The organism is Kitasatospora sp. NPDC048722 (genome assembly GCF_040650235.1).
GTDB lineage: Bacteria > Actinomycetota > Actinomycetes > Streptomycetales > Streptomycetaceae > Kitasatospora.
On sequence record NZ_JBEZGX010000013.1, the window covers coordinates 27,433 to 44,950 of the forward strand.

Below are 17,518 nucleotides of genomic sequence, written 5' to 3' on the forward strand. Positions count from 1 at the left end.
GCGCCGCCACCGAACGCGCCCTCGGCGAGGCCGTCCTCGACCCCGGCCTCGCCGAACTCGTCCCCTACGGCGCGCCTTCATCGCCAACCCCGACCTGCCCGAACGCCTCGCCGTCTCCGCCCGCCCACCGCCTTCGACCCGGCCCACCCGTACACCCGCGGCGCCGCCGGCTTCACCGACCACGCGCGCCTGACCGGCGCGCGCCGAAATCCGCTTGAACCGCCGAAGTAGGCTCGACCGCATGCGAATTCTCCTCCTCGGCGGTACCTCCTTCATCGGCCGCACCATCGCCGACGAGGCCCTGCGCACCGGGGCCGACGTCACCCTCTTCAACCGCGGCCGGACGAACCCCGGCCTGTTCCCCGCCGTGACCCGCCTCACCGGCGACCGCGACACCGGCGACTACTCGGCCCTCCGGCGGGGCGCTTGGGACGCAGTGGTGGACCTGAGCGGTTTCTTCCCCCGCCAGGTCACCGAGGCGATGGACGTGCTCGGCGACGCCGTCGGCCGCTACCTGTTCATCTCCAGCCACGCGGTCTACGAGCGAGCCGGGGTCGGCCCCGGCTCGGACGAGTCCACCCCGCGCCGGGCGCCGTTGCAGGACGCCGAGGACCTGGACGAGGAGACCTACGGCCGGCTCAAGGTCGCCTGCGAGGACGAGGTCGTCGCCCGGTACGGCGAGCGGGCGACGATCGTGCGGCCCGGCAAAGTGGCCGGGCCGCACGACGACCAGCGCGGGCTCACCTACTGGGCGCGCCGGGCGGCGCGCGGCGGCCGGATCGCGCTCCCGGGGCGGCCGGAGCAGCCCGTCCAGCTGGTCGACTCGCGTGACCTCGCCCGCTTCGTGCTGCGGCTCGTCCAGGACGAGCGGCCCGGCGCGTTCCACGCCGTCGGCCCGGCCGAACCGGTCACGCTGGGCGGGGTGATCGCCACCTGCGCCGAGGTCGCCGGCACCGAGGTCGAGATCGTCCCGGTGCCGCCGGAGACAGCGCAGTCGCCGTTCTTCCCGCTGGTCCGCGAGGAGGAGCTCTGGCCCGGCCAGCAGCGCGACGCCTCCCGCGCCCGCGCGGCCGGCCTGCCCGCCACCCCGCTCGCGGTCACCGCCGCCGACGTCCTCGCCTGGGACCGCGACCGCGGCGCACCGCCCCTGGGCCACGGCTTCACCGCCGAGGACGAGACCCGCGTCCTCGCCGCGCTCGACGAGGTCGCCCGGTGAACGTCACCGCCATGACCGCCGACCACGCCGAGGCCGTCCTCGCCGTCTACCAGGCGGGCATCGACACCGGCGACGCGACCTTCGAGACCGCCGCCCCGGACTGGCGCGCCTTCGACGCCTCCCGCCTGCCCGAACACCGCCTGGTCGCCCTCGACGACGACGGCACCCTCCTCGGCTGGGCGGCCGTGTCCCGCGTGTCCGCCCGCAGCGCCTACGCGGGCGTCGTCGAGCACTCCGTCTACGTCGCTCCCGCCGCCCACGGGCGCGGCGTCGGACGCACCCTCCTGTCGGCCCTGCTCGCTTCCACCGACGCCGCCGGCATCTGGACCGTCCAGGCCGGGATCTTCCCGGAGAACGGCGCGAGCCTCGCTCTCCACCACCGCGCCGGCTTCCGCACCGTCGGCACCCGCGAACGCGTCGGCCGCCTGGACGGCCACTGGCGCGACGTCGTCCTCGTCGAACGCCGGAGTCCCGCCGTGAACTGACGGAACGCAGCACACCCGGGCGCTCGCGTGCTCCTGCTCGGCGTCGGCCCAACGGGAACACGTCCCTGCACGACGCCGAGTCGCTGACGCCCGCCCCGCGCCGCAAGCTGCACCGCTTCCCGACGGCCGTCGCGGGCTAGCGCGTCTGGATCGAGACGATCGACGTGGGAGACGACAACGACACCCACTTCCCGGTCGTGGGGCGGGAGTTCGAGGAGCCGGCGGGCATCCGCGAGGCACTGGTCGGCAGCGCGCGGTGCCGCCTGCTCCCGGTCCGTGACCTCATCCCCTTCGCCGTCCGCCGCCTCGGTGAACTGCCGGCGGCGGACGGCGCGGGGGTGTGACGCGACGCCGGGGTCAGTGCCCGTCGGCGTGCACGGAGTGGCTCTCCTGGATCTTCTGCCAGGACTTCGGCTCGACGACGGCCTGCGGCTCGTCGGCACCGGCCGCGTCCGAGCGCGCCGCGAGCGAGGCCGCCCCGCCCGCGCCGGCCTTCGGCGCCGGGCCGACGGCCGGCTTCGACGGGGTGAACAGCCAGGTGGTGAACAGGTCCCCGAGCGACTGCCCGGAGACCTTCTCCGCGTACGCCTGGAAGTCCTTGACGCTCGCGTTGCCGTAGCGGTGCTCGGTGGGCCAGCCCTTCAGGATCCGGAAGAAGGCATCGTCCCCGACGGTGTTGCGCAGCGCCTGGATCGCCACCGCGCCCCGGTCGTAGACGGCGGAGTCGAACTGGTTGTCCGCGCCCGGATCGCCCGGCTCGACGGTCCAGAACTTGTCGCCGGCCGGGTGCGAGGCGTAGACGTAGTCGGCGAGTTCCTGCGCGGTGCCCTCGCCCTCGTGCTCGGACCACAGGTACTGCGCGTACGACGCGAAGCCCTCGTTGAGCCAGATGTCGCTCCAGTGCGCGACGGAGACGCTGTCGCCGTACCACTGGTGCGCCAGCTCGTGCACGACAACCGAGGTGTTGGAACCGCGCGCGAACTGCTTGGGCCCGTAGAACACCCGGGTCTGGTTCTCCAGCGCGTACCCGGCCTTGACGTTGGGCACGTAGCCGCCGGCCGAGCTGAACGGGTACTCGCCGAAGTAGCCGCTGAGCCAGTCGACGAGCTCGCCGGTGCGCTCGACGCTGGCGCGAGCGGCGTCGCCGTTCTCGCCGAGGTCCCTGCTGTACGCGTTGTAGACCGGGATGCCGCTCGCCGTGGTGTCCTGGGTGACGTCGAACTTGCCGACCGCCAGCGTGGCGAGATACGTCGCCTGGGGCTTGTTCTCGCGCCAGCTGAAGCGGGTCCACCCGGCCTTCGAACTCTTGCCGACGAGCAGGCCGTTGCTGATCACCTCGTTGCCGTCGGGCACCTGGACGGAGACGTCGAAGGTGGCCTTGTCGCTGGGGTGGTCGTTGCTCGGGAACCACCACCACGCCGCCTCGGGCTCGCCGGCCGCGACCGCGCCGTCCGGGGTGCGCTGCCACGCGGTGAAGCCGTAGCGCTTCACGGTGGACGGCACGCCCTTGTAGCGCACGACCACGGTGACCTGGCTGTCCTTGGCCAGCGGCCGGGCGGGCGTGATCTCCAGCTCCTGCTCGCCGCTGGTGGTGAAGGTGGCCGCCCGCCCGTTGACCCTGACCTCCTGGACGTTGAGCGCGAAGTCCAGGTTGAACCGCGAGAGGTCCTGGGAGGTGGTGGCGAGGATGGTGGTGGTGCCCTCCAGCTCGTCGGTGGCGGGCTGGTACTTCAGCCGGATGTCGTAGTGTGAGACGTGATAGCCGCCGTTGCCGTAAGTCGGGTAGTAGGCGTCGCCGATGCCGGGGGCGCCCGGCTGGAAGTCGGCGGCCGACGCGGGGACGGCGAGGAACAGGGCCATGGCACTCGCAGCGGAGACGATCAGCCTCTTGCGCAACGGGTCCTCCAGGATCGCTGGGACGAAGGGTCGGATCGATCCTTGTCCCGGCGGGCCCGGCTCCACTCCCGGATTATGAGATGTTCATGCAAAGAAACAAGCCGAAATGATGCAACCAGCCGAACGCCGGCTTCGGAGACCTCACGCCCCGAGCGCCACCGGCGCCCGCACCAGCGAGCCGTACTCCGTCCAGGAGCCGTCGTAGTTCTTGACGTGCGGGTACCCGAGCAGCTCGGTCAGGGCGAACCACGTGTGCGCCGAGCGCTCGCCGATCCGGCAGTACGCGATGACCTCGCGCTCCGGCCCGACGCCCCGGCCCCCGTACAGCGCCCGCAGCTCCTCCGCCGAACGGAACGACCCGTCCTCGTTGGCCGCCTGCGACCAGGGGATGTTCAGCGCGCCGGGGATGTGGCCGGGCACCTGGGCCTGCTCCTGCGGCAGGTGCGGCGGCGCGATCAGCTCGCCCCGGAACTCGGCCGGGGATCGGACGTCCACCAGCACCGCGTCCGTGCCCGGCTTCGCGAACATCTCGGCCTTGCCCAGCACTTCGTCCCGCAGCGCGCGCAGCTCCGGCCGCTCGGGCCCGGTCAGCCGGTACGAGGTGTGCTGGTAGTCCATGACCTCGTGGGTGAGCTCGCGCCCCTCCAGCTCCCACTTCTTGCGCCCGCCGTCGAGCAGCCGCACCGGCCCGAACCCGCGCAGCCGCAGCAGCCAGTACGCGTACGCGGCGAACCAGTTGTTGCTGCCGCCGTACAGCACGACGGTCGTGTCGTCCTCCACCCCGGCCGCGCGCAGCAGGTACTGGACGCCCGCCCGGTCGACGTAGTCGCGGCCGACACTGCTGTGCAGGTCGGTGGCCCAGTTCCAGCCGACCGCGCCGGGGATGTGGTCCCGCTCGTACGCGCTGGAGTCCTCGTCCACCTCGACGACCCTGATGGTGCCGTCGTCCAGGTGGTGGGCCAGCCAGTCGGTGCGGACCAGCGCCTCGGGGTGTGCGTAGCCGTTGCCGGTCATCCCAGGCCTCCTTCGCTCTGCCCAGGCCGCGGCGCCCGACCACGGGGCACGACGAGGCACCGGCGACCGGGCCGGACAGTTCGACGCTACGCCGACCGCCCGACCCCGGCCACCCCACCCGTCGCCGCCGGTCAGGAGAAGACGACCGAGCGGAGCTTGAGGCGGTCGCCGAGCTTCTTGCCCGGGTTCATCACGTAGAAGACGTCGCCGTCGCAGTTGAAGTCGAGGAAGACCGTGGCCGTCGAGGTCGTGAAGTTGTCGGGCGCGAAGGCCGGGTCCTTCTCCGTGGCCCCGAAGAGGTTGATGCACTTGCCGCTCTCCGGGTCGGCCACGCCGGCCGGCACCCCGGGGCCGACCTTGTAGAGGAAGTCGCCGGTGGCTGCACTCGCCGAGGAGGGAACGGTGAGAACGAGAGCGAGAGCGCTGGCGGAGGCCAGTACGGCGTTGCGGAGACGCATGACTGAGGACCTTTCAGGTGGTACCCGGTGGTACCTGGTGAATTGGTGCGAGATCACCCTATGGGCCCAAAAAGCGCAGAAACGGTTCTTCCAATCCACCCTTTCGAGTGGTTTAAGAAGGCAAGCCGCTACCTGCCGCACCAGCCGCCGCCAACATCCGCACTCAGTTCGGCGGGGCCGTGAAGAAGTACCCCGAGTCGACCAGCACCGGCAGGTAGGCCTTGATCGCCGCCACCGTCTGCGACCGGTCCCCGCCACCGTCGTGGTTGAGCACGATCGAGCCGGGCCGGACGTCCTTGAGGATGGTGTCGATGATCGCCGACGTCCCCGGCCGGGCCCAGTCCCGCGGGTCCACCGACCAGGCCATGTTCCGCAGCCCCAGGTCGGCGGCGATCCGCAGCGAGGAGTCCGACCAGTCCCCGCCGGGCGCGCGGAACCAGGTCGGCTGCCGGCCGGTGGTCTTGAGGAGCAGGTCCGAGGTGCGCTCCAGCTCGTCCTTGACCTTCGCGTCGGACAGGTGCCGCAGGTCCGGGTGGGTCCACGTGTGGTTGGCGATGTGGTGGCCGCGGTCCGCGATCTCCCGCACCAGCGCCGGGTGTTCGACGGCGTTCTCCCCGATCAGGAAGAACGTGGCCCGGATCCCGTACTTCTGGAGCAGGTCGAGGACGGCCGGCGTGTACCTCGGGTCCGGGCCGTCGTCGATGGTGAGCGCCACGACCTTCCGCGACGGGTCGAGCTCGTACACCGGCTTGCTCTCCGCCTGCGTGAGCACCTTGTGCACGGGCTGGACGGGCTGGGCGGCCTGCGCGGCCTGCGCGGTCTGTGCGCCCGGTGAGCCCGTCGCGGCGGGCGAGGCGGCCTTCGACGGGGTCGCGGACGGCGACGCGGTGGGCGATGCCCACTGCGAGGGGGACCCGACCGGCGCGGCCCCGACCGCACCCGCGTCGGCGGCGTCCGGCGCGGGCGGCGCCGGCGGCGGATCCGCACCGTCGAAGGGGTTCTGGCAGCCCGCCGCCCCGAGCAGCGACATTCCGGCCGCGACGAGCAGCAGCCTGCGGGACGGGCGGCCCGATCGGGACCCGGGGGCGGGGTTCGCAGTAATCCGAGAGGTAATCAGACGATCTGACAGCATTGTGGATGCTTCCCCCGCTCGGAACCCCGGCTCCCGGTCGGCACCCCGACGGACCTGATCACCACTCCGACGGCCCAAGGGCGCCGGCCTTCCCCCAGCGGACGCACAGGTTCCGCACAGGCCCGCTACGCTGGCCCCCTCCAGTGTGATGATCTGCCATCAGAGGACGTGGCCATGACGACGAGTCAGGACTTCCCGGACCGGGACCAGCGCGAGGACGAGCCCGCCGAGCTGAGCCGGTGGGAACGTTTCGGCGTCGACACCACCACTCCCCACTCGGCCCGCGTCTACGACCACTGGCTGGGCGGCAAGACCAACTTCCCGCCCGACCGCGCCATGGCCGAGGCCATCGAGAAGGCCGTGCCCAGCATCAAGGAGATGGCCAGGGCCAACCGCGCCTTCCAGGGCCGGGCCGTGCGCCACCTCGCCCGCGAGCACGGCATCCGCCAGTTCCTCGACCTCGGCACCGGCATCCCCACCTCGCCCAACACCCACGAGATCGCCGAGGAGGTCAGCCCCGGCACCCGCGTGGTGTACGTCGACAACGACCCGATCGTGCTCGCCCACGCCCGCGCCCTGATGGTCTCCACCCCGGCCAGCCGCACCACCTACATCCACGCCGACCTGCGCAAGCCCGAGGAACTGCTCTCCGACCCGGCGCTCACCGCGACCCTCGACCTGGAGCAGCCGGTCGGCCTGCTGATGATCGCCGTGCTGATGCTGATCGCCGACGAGGACGACCCGTGGGGCCGGGTCGCCGAGCTGCGCGACGCCCTGCCCTCCGGCAGCTGCCTCGCGCTCACCACCCCCACCCAGGACTTCGACCCGGTGGCCGTCGGCCAGGTCACCGAGGCCGCCCGGGCCGGCGGGATGACCCTCGTGCCGCGCACCCGCGACGACGTCGTGCGCTTCTTCGACGGCTGGGACCTCGTCGAGCCGGGCGTCACCCCCGTCCTCGCCTGGCGCCCGGACGGCCCGCCGCCGGCCAACCCGTGGGCCGCGTACTACTGGGGCGGCGTCGCGATCAAGCGCTGAGCGACCGCCCCCGCACCTGCGCGCGTCCCGGCTGCCGCACCGCTCACTTCAGCAGCCGGGACAGCCGCCGGTCCGCCAGCGGCTTCCCGCCGGTCTGGCAGGTCGGGCAGTACTGCAGCGAGGAGTCCGCGAAGGACACCTCGCGCACGGTGTCCCCGCACACCGGGCACGGCTGCCCGGTGCGGCCGTGCACCCGCATCCCCAGCTTCTTCTCCGCCTTCAGTTCCCCCGCCGCGAGCCCGCGCGAGCGCTCCACCGCGTCGCGCAGCGTGTCACCGAGCGCCGCGTACAGCCGCGCCGTCTCCTCCTCGGTCAGACTCGACGCCAGCTTGAACGGCGACATCCGGGCCGCGTGCAGCACCTCGTCCGAATAGGCGTTGCCCACGCCCGCCAGCACGGTCTGGTCCCGCAGGACGCCCTTGAGCTGCCGCCGCTCGCCGCTCAGCAGCGCGGCGAAGGACTCCAGGGCGAAGCCCGGGTCCAGTGGGTCCGGGCCGAGCCGGGCCACCCCGGGCACCTCGGCCGGGTCGCGGACGACGTGGACGGCGAGTCCCTTCTTCGTCCCGGCCTCGGTGAGGTCGAAGCCGTCCGCGGCCTCGCCCGCCAGGCGCACCCGCAGGGCGAGGGGGTTCTTCGGGCTCGGGTGCGGCGGTTCGGCGGGCAGGCCGACCTTCCAGCGCAGCCACCCGGCGCGGGCGAGGTGGATGACGAGGTGCAGCCCGCCGGCCTCGATGTCCAGGAACTTCCCGTGCCGCGCGACCGACCCGACCGTCAGGCCCTCCAGGGCGGTGACCGGTGGGTCGTACGTCTTCAGCGCGCTGATCGCCACCGGCTGCACCCGGGCGACGACCCGCCCGGTCAGCCGTTCGCGCAGGAAGGCGCACAGCGCCTCGACCTCGGGCAGCTCCGGCATGCGCCCAGTCTCCCGCACGGGCCCGCACCCCGCGCCCCGGCGGGTGCGCCCCCGTGCGCCCTTTGCCCACGGCCGCTCCGGAGCGCAGGCTGGAAGCACTCCACGATCAACCGGCGGAGCGACCAACCCCAGGAGGTCCGGTCCAGTCATGAGCATGCTGGAGGAGCAGATCGACATAGCCGCCCCCGTCCTCGCCGCCTGGGAGCAGCTGCACCGGGTGCACGACTACCCGCGGTTCGTCGACGGGGTCCGCAGCGCCTACCCGCACGGGCGGAACCTCGCCCACCTCGGGGTGGCGTTCGGGGGCGCCGAGCGGGACGTCGAGACCGAGATCACCGACCGCGGCCGGGGCCGGGTGATGGCCTGGCGGACGCTCGACGGGGTCCGGCTGCGCGGCGCGTTCGCCCTGCTGCCCATCGACGCGGGGCACACCCGCCTGCAGATCCGGGTGGAGTACGACCCGGACGCCGTCCACGAGGCCTTCGGCGGGCCGCGCGGCTTCGCCCAGGCCGGGGCGATCGAGCGGGCCGTGCGGGGCGACCTCGAACACTTCCGGGACCTGGTCGAGGCGCGGGTCGCCGCCGCCCGGTGATCGCCGCGGCGCCTCCCCGGTGATCGCGTAAGGACGACATAAGCCCAGCTCAGAGCCGGTGGTGAGGCTCCCCACAGGGGGCCGGCGGCCGAAGCGTCCGGGTTTCGACCTGTGGCAGACTCGGGTGCGATGCACTACTCCGGCCCGGTCACCAGGACACTCCGCGCGGCGGTCTTCGCCGCGCTGGTCGTGCTGCTCGCCGGGCTCGGCCAGGTGCTCGTCACCGGCCGCCCGCTGCCCGCCGGCACGCTGGCCGTCGCCTGCGCCGCCGTCTTCGGGGTGGCCTTCGCGCTCGCCGGCCGCGAGCGCGGCTACCCGGCGGTCGCCGCGGTGTTCCTGCCGCTGGAGCTGGGCGTGAGCGCGCTCTTCGGCTACGCCCAGGCGAGCTGTCCGTCCGTGCCGCCCGGCGCCGCCCGGGGCTTCGAGCCGCTGCTGTGCGGCGGTGGTTCCCTGGGCGGCCTCCTGCTCGGGCACGGAGTCTCCCCGCACACCGGGCTGGCGCTGCTCCTGCTGCTGCACACGGCGATCGCGCTGGCCGGCGCGTTCTGGCTGCGCCGCGCGGACGCCGCGCTGGCCGGCCTGGCCCGCTCGGCACGGATGACGGCCGAGTTCCTGCACCGCCACCTGCCGGCCGCCGCCCGTCTGCTGTCGCTGCTCTCGGCGCCCGTCCCGGCCCGTCCGGTGCTCCTGGTGCCCTTCCCGCGGGCCAGCCGGGTCCGCGTCCCGGCCGAGGACGTCGTGCTCGGCCCCGCCGTGCGGCGCGGTCCGCCGGTGTTCGCCCCGGCCGGCTGAGCGACCGCACCCACGGTCGCGACCGGTCCTCTCGCCGCGCGCCGGATACCCGCGCGCACCCGCCCTTCCGCACGCCCGCGCGCACTCCTCCGCAGGCCCGCGAGCACCCGAGAGCACAGGACGACACCCCATGAGCAACTCCCGCAAGACCAGCACCAAGACCTCCGCCACCGAGCGCATGCGCGCCGCCCGGGAGCAGGCCGAGCGCGCGGACCGGGTCCGCCGCCGCGTCGTGGTCGGTGCCGCCTCCGTCGCCCTGCTCGCGATCGTGGGCGGCGTGGCCTTCGCCGTGAACGGCTCCTCCGGCGCGTCCGACGGCTCCGCGAGCGGCCCGCTGGTCGTCCCGGCCAACGCCGGCGGCACCGACGGCACCGTGATCACCTACGGCAAGGCCGACGCCCCGCATACCCTGGAGATCTACGAGGACTTCCGCTGCCCGTTCTGCGAACAGCTGGAGACCACCACCGGAACGGCGATCCAGCAGCTCGCCGACGCCGGCACGTACAAGATCGAGTACCACCTGGCGACGTTCCTGGACAACAACCTCGGCGGCAAGGGCTCGCGCACCGCGCTGGCCGCCGCCGGCGCCGCGCTGAACGAGGGCGTGGACAAGTTCAAGGCCTTCCACGACATGCTCTACAAGAACCAGCCCGACGAGCGCACCGACGGCTTCGGCGACACCAACAAGATCCTCGACCTGGCCGGCCAGGTACCGGGCCTGAAGACCGACGCCTTCGTCAAGGCCGTCCAGGACGGCACCTACGCGCCGTGGGCGGCCAAGGTGAACGAGGAGTTCAACAAGAGCGACGTCACCGGCACCCCGACCGTCAAGCTGGACGGCAAGAAGCTGGAGGTCCTCACCGGCGGGAAGGCCGTCAGGCCCGAGCAGTTCACCGCGATGATCAAGCAGGTGACCGGGTGACCTCCCCTGCCCCCGCCGCGCGGACGTACGACGCGGGCCGGCCGTTCGCCTGGCTGCTGCTGATCGGCGGCGCGGTCGGCCTGTTCGCCTCGGCGGTCCTCACGCTGGACAAGCTCCGGCTGCTGAAGGACCCGTCGTACGTCCCCAGCTGCAACCTCAACCCGATCATCAGCTGCGGCTCGATCATGCGCAGCGAGCAGGCCGAGGCCTTCGGCTTCCCCAACTCGCTGCTCGGCCTGGCCGGTTTCGCCGTCGTGGCGGCGATCGGCGCGGGCCTGCTCTCGGGGGCGGCGTACCGGCGCTGGTTCTGGCTCGGCCTCCAGACCGGGACGCTGTTCGGGATCGGCTTCGTGACCTGGCTGATGTACCAGGCGCTCTACCGGATCGGCGCGCTCTGCCCCTACTGCATGGTGGTGTGGGCCGCGATGATTCCGATGTTCTGGTACACGACGCTGCACAACCTGCGCTCGGGCGTCATCCCGGTCGGGCGCGGGCTGCGGCCGGTGGTGCGCGAGGCGGCGCGGTACCACTGGGTGGTGCCGGCGCTCTGGTACGCGGTGATCGCGCTGCTGGTGCTCAACCGCTTCTGGTACTACTGGAGCACCCTGCTCTGACCTGCCGCGCCTCCGCGCCTGCGCCCCTCGGCCCCGGGGCGGAGGCGCGGCCCGCCGTCAGAACTCGACCGGCGGGAAGGCGAACGCGGCCACCTCGGCCAGGAGTTCCGCCTTCCGGTCGTCGTCGATGAAGGAGGCGCGGAAGGAGTTGGCGGCGAGCAGCCGCAGGGTCTCCGGTTCCAGCGCCAGGGCCTGCTGGACGGCCCGGAAGTTGTCGTCGACGTAGCCCCCGAAGTAGGCCGGGTCGTCGGAGTTGACGGTGACCAGCAGCCCGGCGTCCAGCATCTCCCTCAGCGGGTGGTCGGCGAGGGTGTCGACGCAGCGCAGGCGGACGTTGGACAGCGGGCACAGGGTCAGCGGCACCTGGTCGCGGACCAGGCGGGCCACCAGTTCGCCGTCCTCCAGGCAGCGCAGCCCGTGGTCGATCCGCTCGACGCCCAGCACGTCCAGCGCCTCCGTGACGTACGCGGCCGGCCCCTCCTCCCCGGCGTGGGCGACGCGGCGCAGCCCGGCCTCGGCCGCGCGCCGGTACACCTCGCGGAACTTGGCCGGCGGGTTGCCGACCTCGGCCGAGTCGAGGCCGATCCCCGCGATCCGGTCGAAGTACGGGCGCGCGGCCTCGAAGGTCTCCAGCGCCGAGTCGGCGGACTCGTCCCGCAGGAAGCACATGATCAGCTGCGTGCTGATGCCGTACCGCTCCGCGCTGCGCCCGAGCGCCCGGGTGAGCCCGTCCACGACGACGCCGATCGGCACGCCGCGGGCGGTATGCGCCTGCGGGTCGAAGAAGATCTCCGCGTGCCGGACCCCCTGCTCCGCGGCGCGGGCGAGGTAGGCGTCGGCGAGGTCCGTGAAGTCCTCCTCGGTGCGCAGCACGGCCATCAGCGCGTAGTACAGGTCCAGGAAGGACTGCAGATCGCTGAACGAGTACGCCTGGCGGAGTTCCTCGGTGTCGGCGTACGGCAGCAGGACACCGTTGCGCTCCGCGAGGGTGAACGCGAGCTCGGGCTCAAGCGTGCCTTCGATGTGCAGGTGGAGTTCGGCCTTGGGGAGGGGCATGAGCGATCCGTCCGCGCGGTATCTATGGAAACGAAGGATTCATCCTACGTCTCGCTTCGAGGTTCGGTGATCACAGCCTGCCCGGACCCGCCGCACGGTGCCTACCCCGAGATGCCGCCCGCCACCCGAACGCGTGTACTGGAGCGGGTAGCCGGGCACCGGGTACAAGGGGGGCATTCGCCGAGGAGGTACGGACATGCGGCACTCCACCGCCCCGCAGCTCAGGCCCGAGGGCGTCTCCCCGCACGCGCTGGGCAACGACACCCTGCTGCACGAGCTGGAACAGCTGCACCGCACACGCCACGAGACGTTCCTGTACGGCTCCGAGGAAGCGCTCAAGCGCCACACCCTGCGCACCGGCCAGCTGGAGGCCGAGTACCTGCACCGCTTCCCGAACCGCCTGGTGACGGCCGGCCGTACCCGGGCCGGGGCCCGTGCGCGCGAGGCCGCCGCCCGGGTCGAGTCGCTGCCCGAGTAGCCCGCGCCGGCCGTCCCCACGCACCGCCCGGCGGGACACGCCGGGCGGCGGTGGCGTGTCCGGGGACGGCCGGTCGGGCAGGTTTGGGCACAGGCCCTACCCCGACCCCCTGGGAGCCCCCCGCATGCCCATCGCAAGCGTCAACCCCGCGACCGGCGAGATCCTGCAGACGTTCGAGCCCCTCGACGCGGCCGGCCTCGAACGGTGCCTGGCACTCGCCGAGGCCGCCTTCCACAGCTACCGGACCACCACCTTCGCCTCCCGCGCAGCCCTGCTGCGCCGGGCCGCCGACCTGCTCGACCAGGACCAGGAGGCGATCGCCCGCACGATGACCGAGGAGATGGGCAAACCGCTCACCGCGGCCAGGGCCGAGGCCGCCAAGTGCGCGAAGGCGATGCGCTGGTACGCCGACAACGCCGAGGCGCTGCTCGCCGACGAGCACCCGTCCCCGGCCGACGTCGCCGACTCGGGCGCCGCCCGCGCCTACGTCCGCTACCGCCCGATCGGCGCCGTGCTGGCCGTCATGCCGTGGAACTTCCCGTTCTGGCAGGTGATCCGGTTCGCCGCGCCCGCGCTGATGGCGGGCAACGTCGGGCTGCTCAAGCACGCGTCCAACGTGCCCCGCACGGCCGTCGCGCTGGAGGAGCTGTTCCGCCGGGCCGGCTTCCCCGAGGGCTGCTTCCAGACCCTGCTGATCGGTTCCGGCGCGGTGGAGGGCGTGATCCGGGACCGCCGGGTGGCCGCCGTGACCCTCACCGGCAGCGAGCCGGCCGGGCGGGCCGTCGCCGCCACCGCGGCCGACGAGGTCAAGAAGGCCGTCCTGGAGCTCGGCGGCAGCGACCCGTACGTGGTGATGCCGTCGGCCGACCTCGACGCGGCCGTCCGCACCGCCGTCCGGGCCCGGGCGCAGAACAACGGCCAGTCCTGCATCGCGGCCAAGCGCTTCATCGTCCACACCGACGTCTACGACGCCTTCACCGCCGGCTTCACCGAGGCGATGCGCGCCCTGCGGGTCGGCGACCCGATGGACGAGGCGACCGACGTCGGCCCGCTCGCCAGCCGCCAGGGCCGGGACGACCTGGAGGAACTCGTCGAGGACGCGCGCTCCCACGGCGCCCGGGTGGAGTGCGGCGGCGGGCGCCCCGAGGGCTGGGACACCGGGTACTTCTACGAGCCGACGGTGCTCACCGGCATCACCCCGGCCATGCGGATCCACCTGGAGGAGACCTTCGGGCCGGTCGCCACCGTCTACCGCGTCGCCGACCTCGACGAGGCCGTCGCGCTCGCCAACGACACGCCCTTCGGCCTGAGTTCCAACGTCTGGACGACGGACGCGGCGGAGCAGGAGCGCTTCGTGCGCGACATCCAGGCGGGCGGGGTGTTCTTCAACGGCATGACCGCCTCCCACCCGGCGCTGCCGTTCGGCGGCGTCAAGCGCTCCGGGTTCGGGCGGGAGCTGTCCGGGCACGGGATCCGGGAGTTCTGCAACGTCACCACGGTGTGGATCGGCTGAACACGCCGGGATCCCGCGCCTGCGTGGGCCGGGGTCAGGCGGCCATCCGGTGCCTGCCCCGGCCCGGCGTCGTCATCCAGCGGGCGACCATGCCCACGAGTGCGATGAACGTCAGGGCCCAGAAGACGGACATCAGCGTGAGCACGAACCACTGGGACACCTGCACCGCGACCATGCACAGGCCGAGCGACAGCGCGACCATCAGCGTCACGGCGGTCGGGGTGAGGCTCAGCAGCCAGTGCCAGGCCCGGTGGGCCCGGCTCGGGTGTGCCGGGGCGTCGGGTCCGGTGTCGATTTCCTTGTAGGTCAGCAGGTCCATCGGGATCGCCTCCCGTCGTCGGTCGGGAAAGGGGACTGCCTGGTCCGCGGCTGTCCCCGCACGGTCTACGAGGCCTTGCGGGGAGCCGCGGTCTTGCGGGTGGTGGTCTTGCGGGCCGCGGTCTTGCGGGTGGTGGTCTTGGGGGTGGCGGTCTCCTTCGCGTCGGCCTTCGGCTGCGCGGACGCCGCCTTCTTCGCCGGGGCGGCCCGCTTGCGCGGCGGCGCGGGCCCCTCCCCCGCGGACCCGTCGCCGCCGTGCGCGACCTTGGCCTGCTTGAGGCTGGTGCGCAGCGCCTCCATCAGGTCGATCACGTTGTCGGGCGCCTCGCCGGGCTCCTCCTCGTGCGGGATCTCGACGCCCTGCAGCCGGGCCTGGACGACCTGCTGCAGGGCCAGCTGGTAGTCGTCGTGGAGCTGGGAGAGGTCGAAGTCCTCGGAGAGCGTCTCCATCAGCGACCGCGCCATCTTCAGCTCCTGCGGCCGCACCTTGACGTCCTCCTCCGGCGCGATCCCGGCCGCCGGGCGCACCTCGTCGGGCCAGATGCAGGTCTGCAGCACGAGGGTGCCGTCGTGCACGCGCAGCACCGCGGGCGACTCCCGGGTGCGCAGCGCGATCTTGGTGACGGCGATCTGGCCGGACTCGACGAGCGCGTCGCGCAGCAGGGCGTACGGCTTGGCGGCGCCCTTGTCGGCGACGCCGACGTAGTAGGCCTTGGAGAACATCAGCGGGTCGATCTCGGCGGCGTCGACGAAGGCCAGCACGTCGATGATCTTCTTGCTGGGCAGCGGGAGGTCGGCCAGGTCCTCGTCGGTGAGCGTGACGGTCCTGCCGTCGGGCGACTCGTAGCCCTTGGCGATCTCCGCGTACGGGACCTCCTTCTCCTCCCGCTCGCAGTACCGCTTCATCCGTACCCGCCCGCCGTCCTTGGCGTGCACCTGGTGCAGCGGGACGTCGTGCTCCTGCGTGGCCGAGTACAGGTGAACGGGGATGCTGACCAGCCCGAAGCTGATCGTCCCCTTCCAGGTGGTCTGCATGGGCATGAGGGCCACCCCTTCCGGAGAATCCCACTCTGCCCGGATTTGCCCCGTTCGGCCACACCGGGTCGACAATGGCCCGGAGGAGGCGGGTGCCGATGACTGTCGACGGGCGGGAGCACTGCACGCCGCCGCCGGAGCGGACGACGTACCGGGTGGCGTACGCCGTCCGCGGGGAGCCCGGGGTGCGCTGCGCGGAGGTGACCCTGCTCCCCGGCCACGCACAGGAGGGCGACATCCCCCGGATCCTCGCGGCCCGCCTCACCGGGCGGCCGGCGGACGCCCGCCGGATCGTCGTCCTGGAGCTGCGAGAGGCATAGACCTCCCTCCCGGAACACCCTCCCGACATCTGACGCTGCGTCAGATTTGAGCCTTCCACGTCACCTTTACACCTGCCCTGACCTGCGGTTTCTCGTCCGCTTACCGAACAGTTATCGAGGCCTTGTTCCGATACTCGGGCGTAGAAGTTAGGTTGCACCGCAATGCGCGGGTCTGTCCCCACAAACCCTCCGGCGAGACGAGCCGAGGGTCACACCGCGCGGGAAAGGCAAAAGGGCACCCTTGATGAGTGCGGACACCACCAAGCCGGCGACGACGGCGAAGGTCCCCCACCAGGCGGGACCGCACGGGCACGGCGGGCACGGCGGCGACGGCCACCTGAAGGCCGGGCTCAAGAACCGACACCTGTCGATGATCGCCATCGGCGGCGTGATCGGCGCCGGCCTGTTCGTCGGCTCCGGCGCGGGCATCGCGGCCACCGGCCCCGGCATCCTGCTCTCCTACGCGCTGGCCGGCCTGCTGGTCGTGCTGGTGATGCGGATGCTCGGCGAGATGGCCGCGGCCGACCCGCAGAGCGGCTCGTTCTCGGCGTACGCGGACCGCGCGCTCGGCCGCTGGGCCGGGTTCACCATCGGCTGGCTGTACTGGTTCTTCTGGGTCGTGGTGCTCGCGGTCGAGGCGACCGCCGGCGCGAAGATCCTCAACCAGTGGATGCCCGGCGTGCCGCAGTGGGCGTTCGCGCTGATCGTGATGGCGGTGCTCACCGCCACCAACCTCGCCTCGGTGTCGTCCTACGGCGAGTTCGAGTTCTGGTTCGCCGGGATCAAGGTCGTCGCGATCGCCGCGTTCCTGGTGATCGGCATCCTCGCCGTGTTCGGCCTGCTGCCCGGCACCCACTCCGTCGGCGCCAGCAACCTCACCGGCCACGGCGGCTTCCTGCCGCACGGCGTCGGCGCGGTGTTCACCGGCATGCTCACCGTCGTGTTCGCGTTCATGGGCAGCGAGATCGTCACGCTCGCCGCCGGCGAGTCCGAGGACCCGGAGAAGGCCGTCACCAAGGCCACCAACAGCGTGATCTGGCGCATCGGCGTCTTCTACCTGGGCTCGATCCTGCTCGTCGTCACCCTGCTGCCGTGGGACTCCGCCGAGGTCAAGTCCAGCCCGTACGTCGCGGTGCTGAACCACGTGGGCATCCCGCACGCCGGCCAGGTGATGGACGTGATCGTGCTGACGGCCGTCCTGTCCTGCCTCAACTCCGGGATGTACACGGCCTCCCGGATGGCCTTCTCGCTCGGCCAGCGCGGCGACGCGCCCAAGGCGTTCGCGACCGTCACCAAGCGCGGCGTGCCGCGGGTCGCGATCCTGGCCTCGGTGGTGTTCGGCTTCATCGCCGTCTTCTTCAACTACACCTCCCCCGACACGGTGTTCGCGTTCCTGCTGAACTCCTCCGGCGCGATCGCGCTCTTCGTGTGGCTGGTGATCTGCGGCACCCAGCTGCGGATGCGCAAGATCATCGAGCGCGAGATGCCCGAGCGGCTGACCGTCCGGATGTGGCTGTACCCGTACCTGACCTGGACCGCGATCGGCATGATCGGGTTCGTGATGGCGTACATGTTCACCGACTCCGACGGGCGCAAGCAGATGTACCTGTCGCTGGTCGCCGCGGCGATCGTGCTCGCGGCCTCGGCCGTGGTGGGCCGCCGGCGGCGGGCGGCGGTGGCGGCGGATTCCTGAGCCGTCCGCCCCGCGCGTGAGGAACGCCGGGCCCGG

At 72.5% G+C, this 17,518-nt stretch carries 20 protein-coding genes; 12 read left to right on the top strand and 8 right to left on the bottom strand.

Annotation, left to right across the window (positions count from 1 at the left end):
• Window positions 1-241: 241 nt before the first annotated feature.
• The 3 genes from AB0C76_RS12380 (at window position 242) to AB0C76_RS12390 (ending at window position 2,045) form a co-directional block, all read left to right on the top strand.
• Window positions 242-1,216 (top strand): NAD-dependent epimerase/dehydratase family protein, encoded by a 975-nt coding sequence (locus AB0C76_RS12380; protein WP_359963615.1) that lies wholly within the window; start codon window positions 242-244, stop codon window positions 1,214-1,216.
• An 11-nt stretch (window positions 1,217-1,227) separates the two neighbouring features.
• Complete coding sequence (locus tag AB0C76_RS12385) at window positions 1,228-1,701, top strand: N-acetyltransferase family protein (RefSeq protein WP_359963804.1); 474 nt, start codon at window positions 1,228-1,230, stop codon at window positions 1,699-1,701.
• A gap of 149 nt (window positions 1,702-1,850) precedes the next feature.
• Window positions 1,851-2,045 (top strand): hypothetical protein, encoded by a 195-nt coding sequence (locus AB0C76_RS12390; RefSeq protein WP_359963806.1) that lies wholly within the window; start codon window positions 1,851-1,853, stop codon window positions 2,043-2,045.
• Between the two features lie 13 nt (window positions 2,046-2,058).
• Here AB0C76_RS12390 and AB0C76_RS12395 read toward each other — a convergent pair whose 3' ends face one another.
• The 4 genes from AB0C76_RS12395 to AB0C76_RS12410 form a co-directional block, all read right to left on the bottom strand.
• On the bottom strand, window positions 2,059-3,597 hold the full coding sequence (locus AB0C76_RS12395; protein WP_359963617.1) for a M1 family metallopeptidase: 1,539 nt from the start codon (window positions 3,595-3,597) through the stop codon (window positions 2,059-2,061).
• Between the two features lie 141 nt (window positions 3,598-3,738).
• Window positions 3,739-4,611, bottom strand: coding sequence for a sulfurtransferase (locus tag AB0C76_RS12400; protein ID WP_359963619.1), 873 nt, complete (start codon window positions 4,609-4,611; stop codon window positions 3,739-3,741).
• Window positions 4,612-4,742: 131 nt separating this feature from the next.
• Entirely contained in the window at window positions 4,743-5,069 is a 327-nt protein-coding gene (locus AB0C76_RS12405; RefSeq protein WP_359963621.1) for a hypothetical protein, read from the bottom strand.
• Between the two features lie 163 nt (window positions 5,070-5,232).
• Window positions 5,233-6,099 (bottom strand): polysaccharide deacetylase family protein, encoded by an 867-nt coding sequence (locus AB0C76_RS12410; protein ID WP_359963623.1) that lies wholly within the window; start codon window positions 6,097-6,099, stop codon window positions 5,233-5,235.
• A gap of 276 nt (window positions 6,100-6,375) precedes the next feature.
• Between AB0C76_RS12410 and AB0C76_RS12415 the strand changes: the two genes are divergently transcribed.
• Window positions 6,376-7,236 carry an SAM-dependent methyltransferase gene (locus tag AB0C76_RS12415; RefSeq protein ID WP_359963625.1) on the top strand — a complete coding sequence of 287 codons (861 nt, stop codon included), beginning with the start codon at window positions 6,376-6,378 and terminating at the stop codon, window positions 7,234-7,236.
• Between the two features lie 43 nt (window positions 7,237-7,279).
• On the opposite strand, the gene AB0C76_RS12420 is transcribed toward AB0C76_RS12415, so the two are convergent.
• A complete protein-coding gene (locus tag AB0C76_RS12420) occupies window positions 7,280-8,149 on the bottom strand; it encodes a DNA-formamidopyrimidine glycosylase family protein (RefSeq protein WP_359963627.1) in 870 nt (289 codons plus the stop codon).
• Between the two features lie 148 nt (window positions 8,150-8,297).
• Here AB0C76_RS12420 and AB0C76_RS12425 point away from each other — a divergent pair, with 148 nt between their 5' ends.
• The 4 genes from AB0C76_RS12425 (at window position 8,298) to AB0C76_RS12440 (ending at window position 11,069) form a co-directional block, all read left to right on the top strand.
• Window positions 8,298-8,741: an SRPBCC family protein gene (locus tag AB0C76_RS12425; RefSeq protein ID WP_359963629.1), complete on the top strand. Its 444-nt coding sequence runs from the start codon at window positions 8,298-8,300 to the stop codon at window positions 8,739-8,741.
• 129 nt (window positions 8,742-8,870) lie between these two features.
• On the top strand, window positions 8,871-9,533 hold the full coding sequence (locus tag AB0C76_RS12430; protein WP_359963631.1) for a hypothetical protein: 663 nt from the start codon (window positions 8,871-8,873) through the stop codon (window positions 9,531-9,533).
• Between the two features lie 130 nt (window positions 9,534-9,663).
• Window positions 9,664-10,455, top strand: coding sequence for a thioredoxin domain-containing protein (locus AB0C76_RS12435; protein ID WP_359963633.1), 792 nt, complete (start codon window positions 9,664-9,666; stop codon window positions 10,453-10,455).
• Complete coding sequence (locus AB0C76_RS12440) at window positions 10,452-11,069, top strand: vitamin K epoxide reductase family protein (RefSeq protein WP_359963635.1); 618 nt, start codon at window positions 10,452-10,454, stop codon at window positions 11,067-11,069. The genes AB0C76_RS12435 and AB0C76_RS12440 overlap by 4 nt, the downstream gene beginning before the upstream one ends.
• Window positions 11,070-11,126: 57 nt before the next feature.
• Here AB0C76_RS12440 and AB0C76_RS12445 read toward each other — a convergent pair whose 3' ends face one another.
• On the bottom strand, window positions 11,127-12,125 hold the full coding sequence (locus AB0C76_RS12445; RefSeq protein WP_359963637.1) for an adenosine deaminase: 999 nt from the start codon (window positions 12,123-12,125) through the stop codon (window positions 11,127-11,129).
• Between the two features lie 196 nt (window positions 12,126-12,321).
• On the opposite strand from AB0C76_RS12445, the gene AB0C76_RS12450 reads away from it, so the two are divergent.
• Window positions 12,322-12,603 carry a DUF6158 family protein gene (locus AB0C76_RS12450; protein WP_359963639.1) on the top strand — a complete coding sequence of 94 codons (282 nt, stop codon included), beginning with the start codon at window positions 12,322-12,324 and terminating at the stop codon, window positions 12,601-12,603.
• Window positions 12,604-12,727: 124 nt separating this feature from the next.
• Complete coding sequence (locus tag AB0C76_RS12455; RefSeq protein ID WP_359963640.1) at window positions 12,728-14,116, top strand: NADP-dependent succinic semialdehyde dehydrogenase; 1,389 nt, start codon at window positions 12,728-12,730, stop codon at window positions 14,114-14,116.
• Between the two features lie 34 nt (window positions 14,117-14,150).
• Here AB0C76_RS12455 and AB0C76_RS12460 read toward each other — a convergent pair whose 3' ends face one another.
• Together AB0C76_RS12460 and AB0C76_RS12465 are read right to left on the bottom strand one after the other, a co-directional pair.
• Window positions 14,151-14,435: a hypothetical protein gene (locus AB0C76_RS12460; RefSeq protein WP_359963642.1), complete on the bottom strand. Its 285-nt coding sequence runs from the start codon at window positions 14,433-14,435 to the stop codon at window positions 14,151-14,153.
• A 65-nt stretch (window positions 14,436-14,500) separates the two neighbouring features.
• Window positions 14,501-15,469 (bottom strand): Ku protein, encoded by a 969-nt coding sequence (locus AB0C76_RS12465; protein WP_359963808.1) that lies wholly within the window; start codon window positions 15,467-15,469, stop codon window positions 14,501-14,503.
• Window positions 15,470-15,567: 98 nt separating this feature from the next.
• Between AB0C76_RS12465 and AB0C76_RS12470 the strand changes: the two genes are divergently transcribed.
• Both AB0C76_RS12470 and AB0C76_RS12475 read left to right on the top strand, forming a co-directional pair.
• Entirely contained in the window at window positions 15,568-15,789 is a 222-nt protein-coding gene (locus AB0C76_RS12470; RefSeq protein ID WP_359963644.1) for a hypothetical protein, read from the top strand.
• Window positions 15,790-16,033: 244 nt separating this feature from the next.
• Window positions 16,034-17,482 (top strand): amino acid permease, encoded by a 1,449-nt coding sequence (locus tag AB0C76_RS12475; RefSeq protein WP_359963646.1) that lies wholly within the window; start codon window positions 16,034-16,036, stop codon window positions 17,480-17,482.
• Window positions 17,483-17,518: the final 36 nt, after the last annotated feature.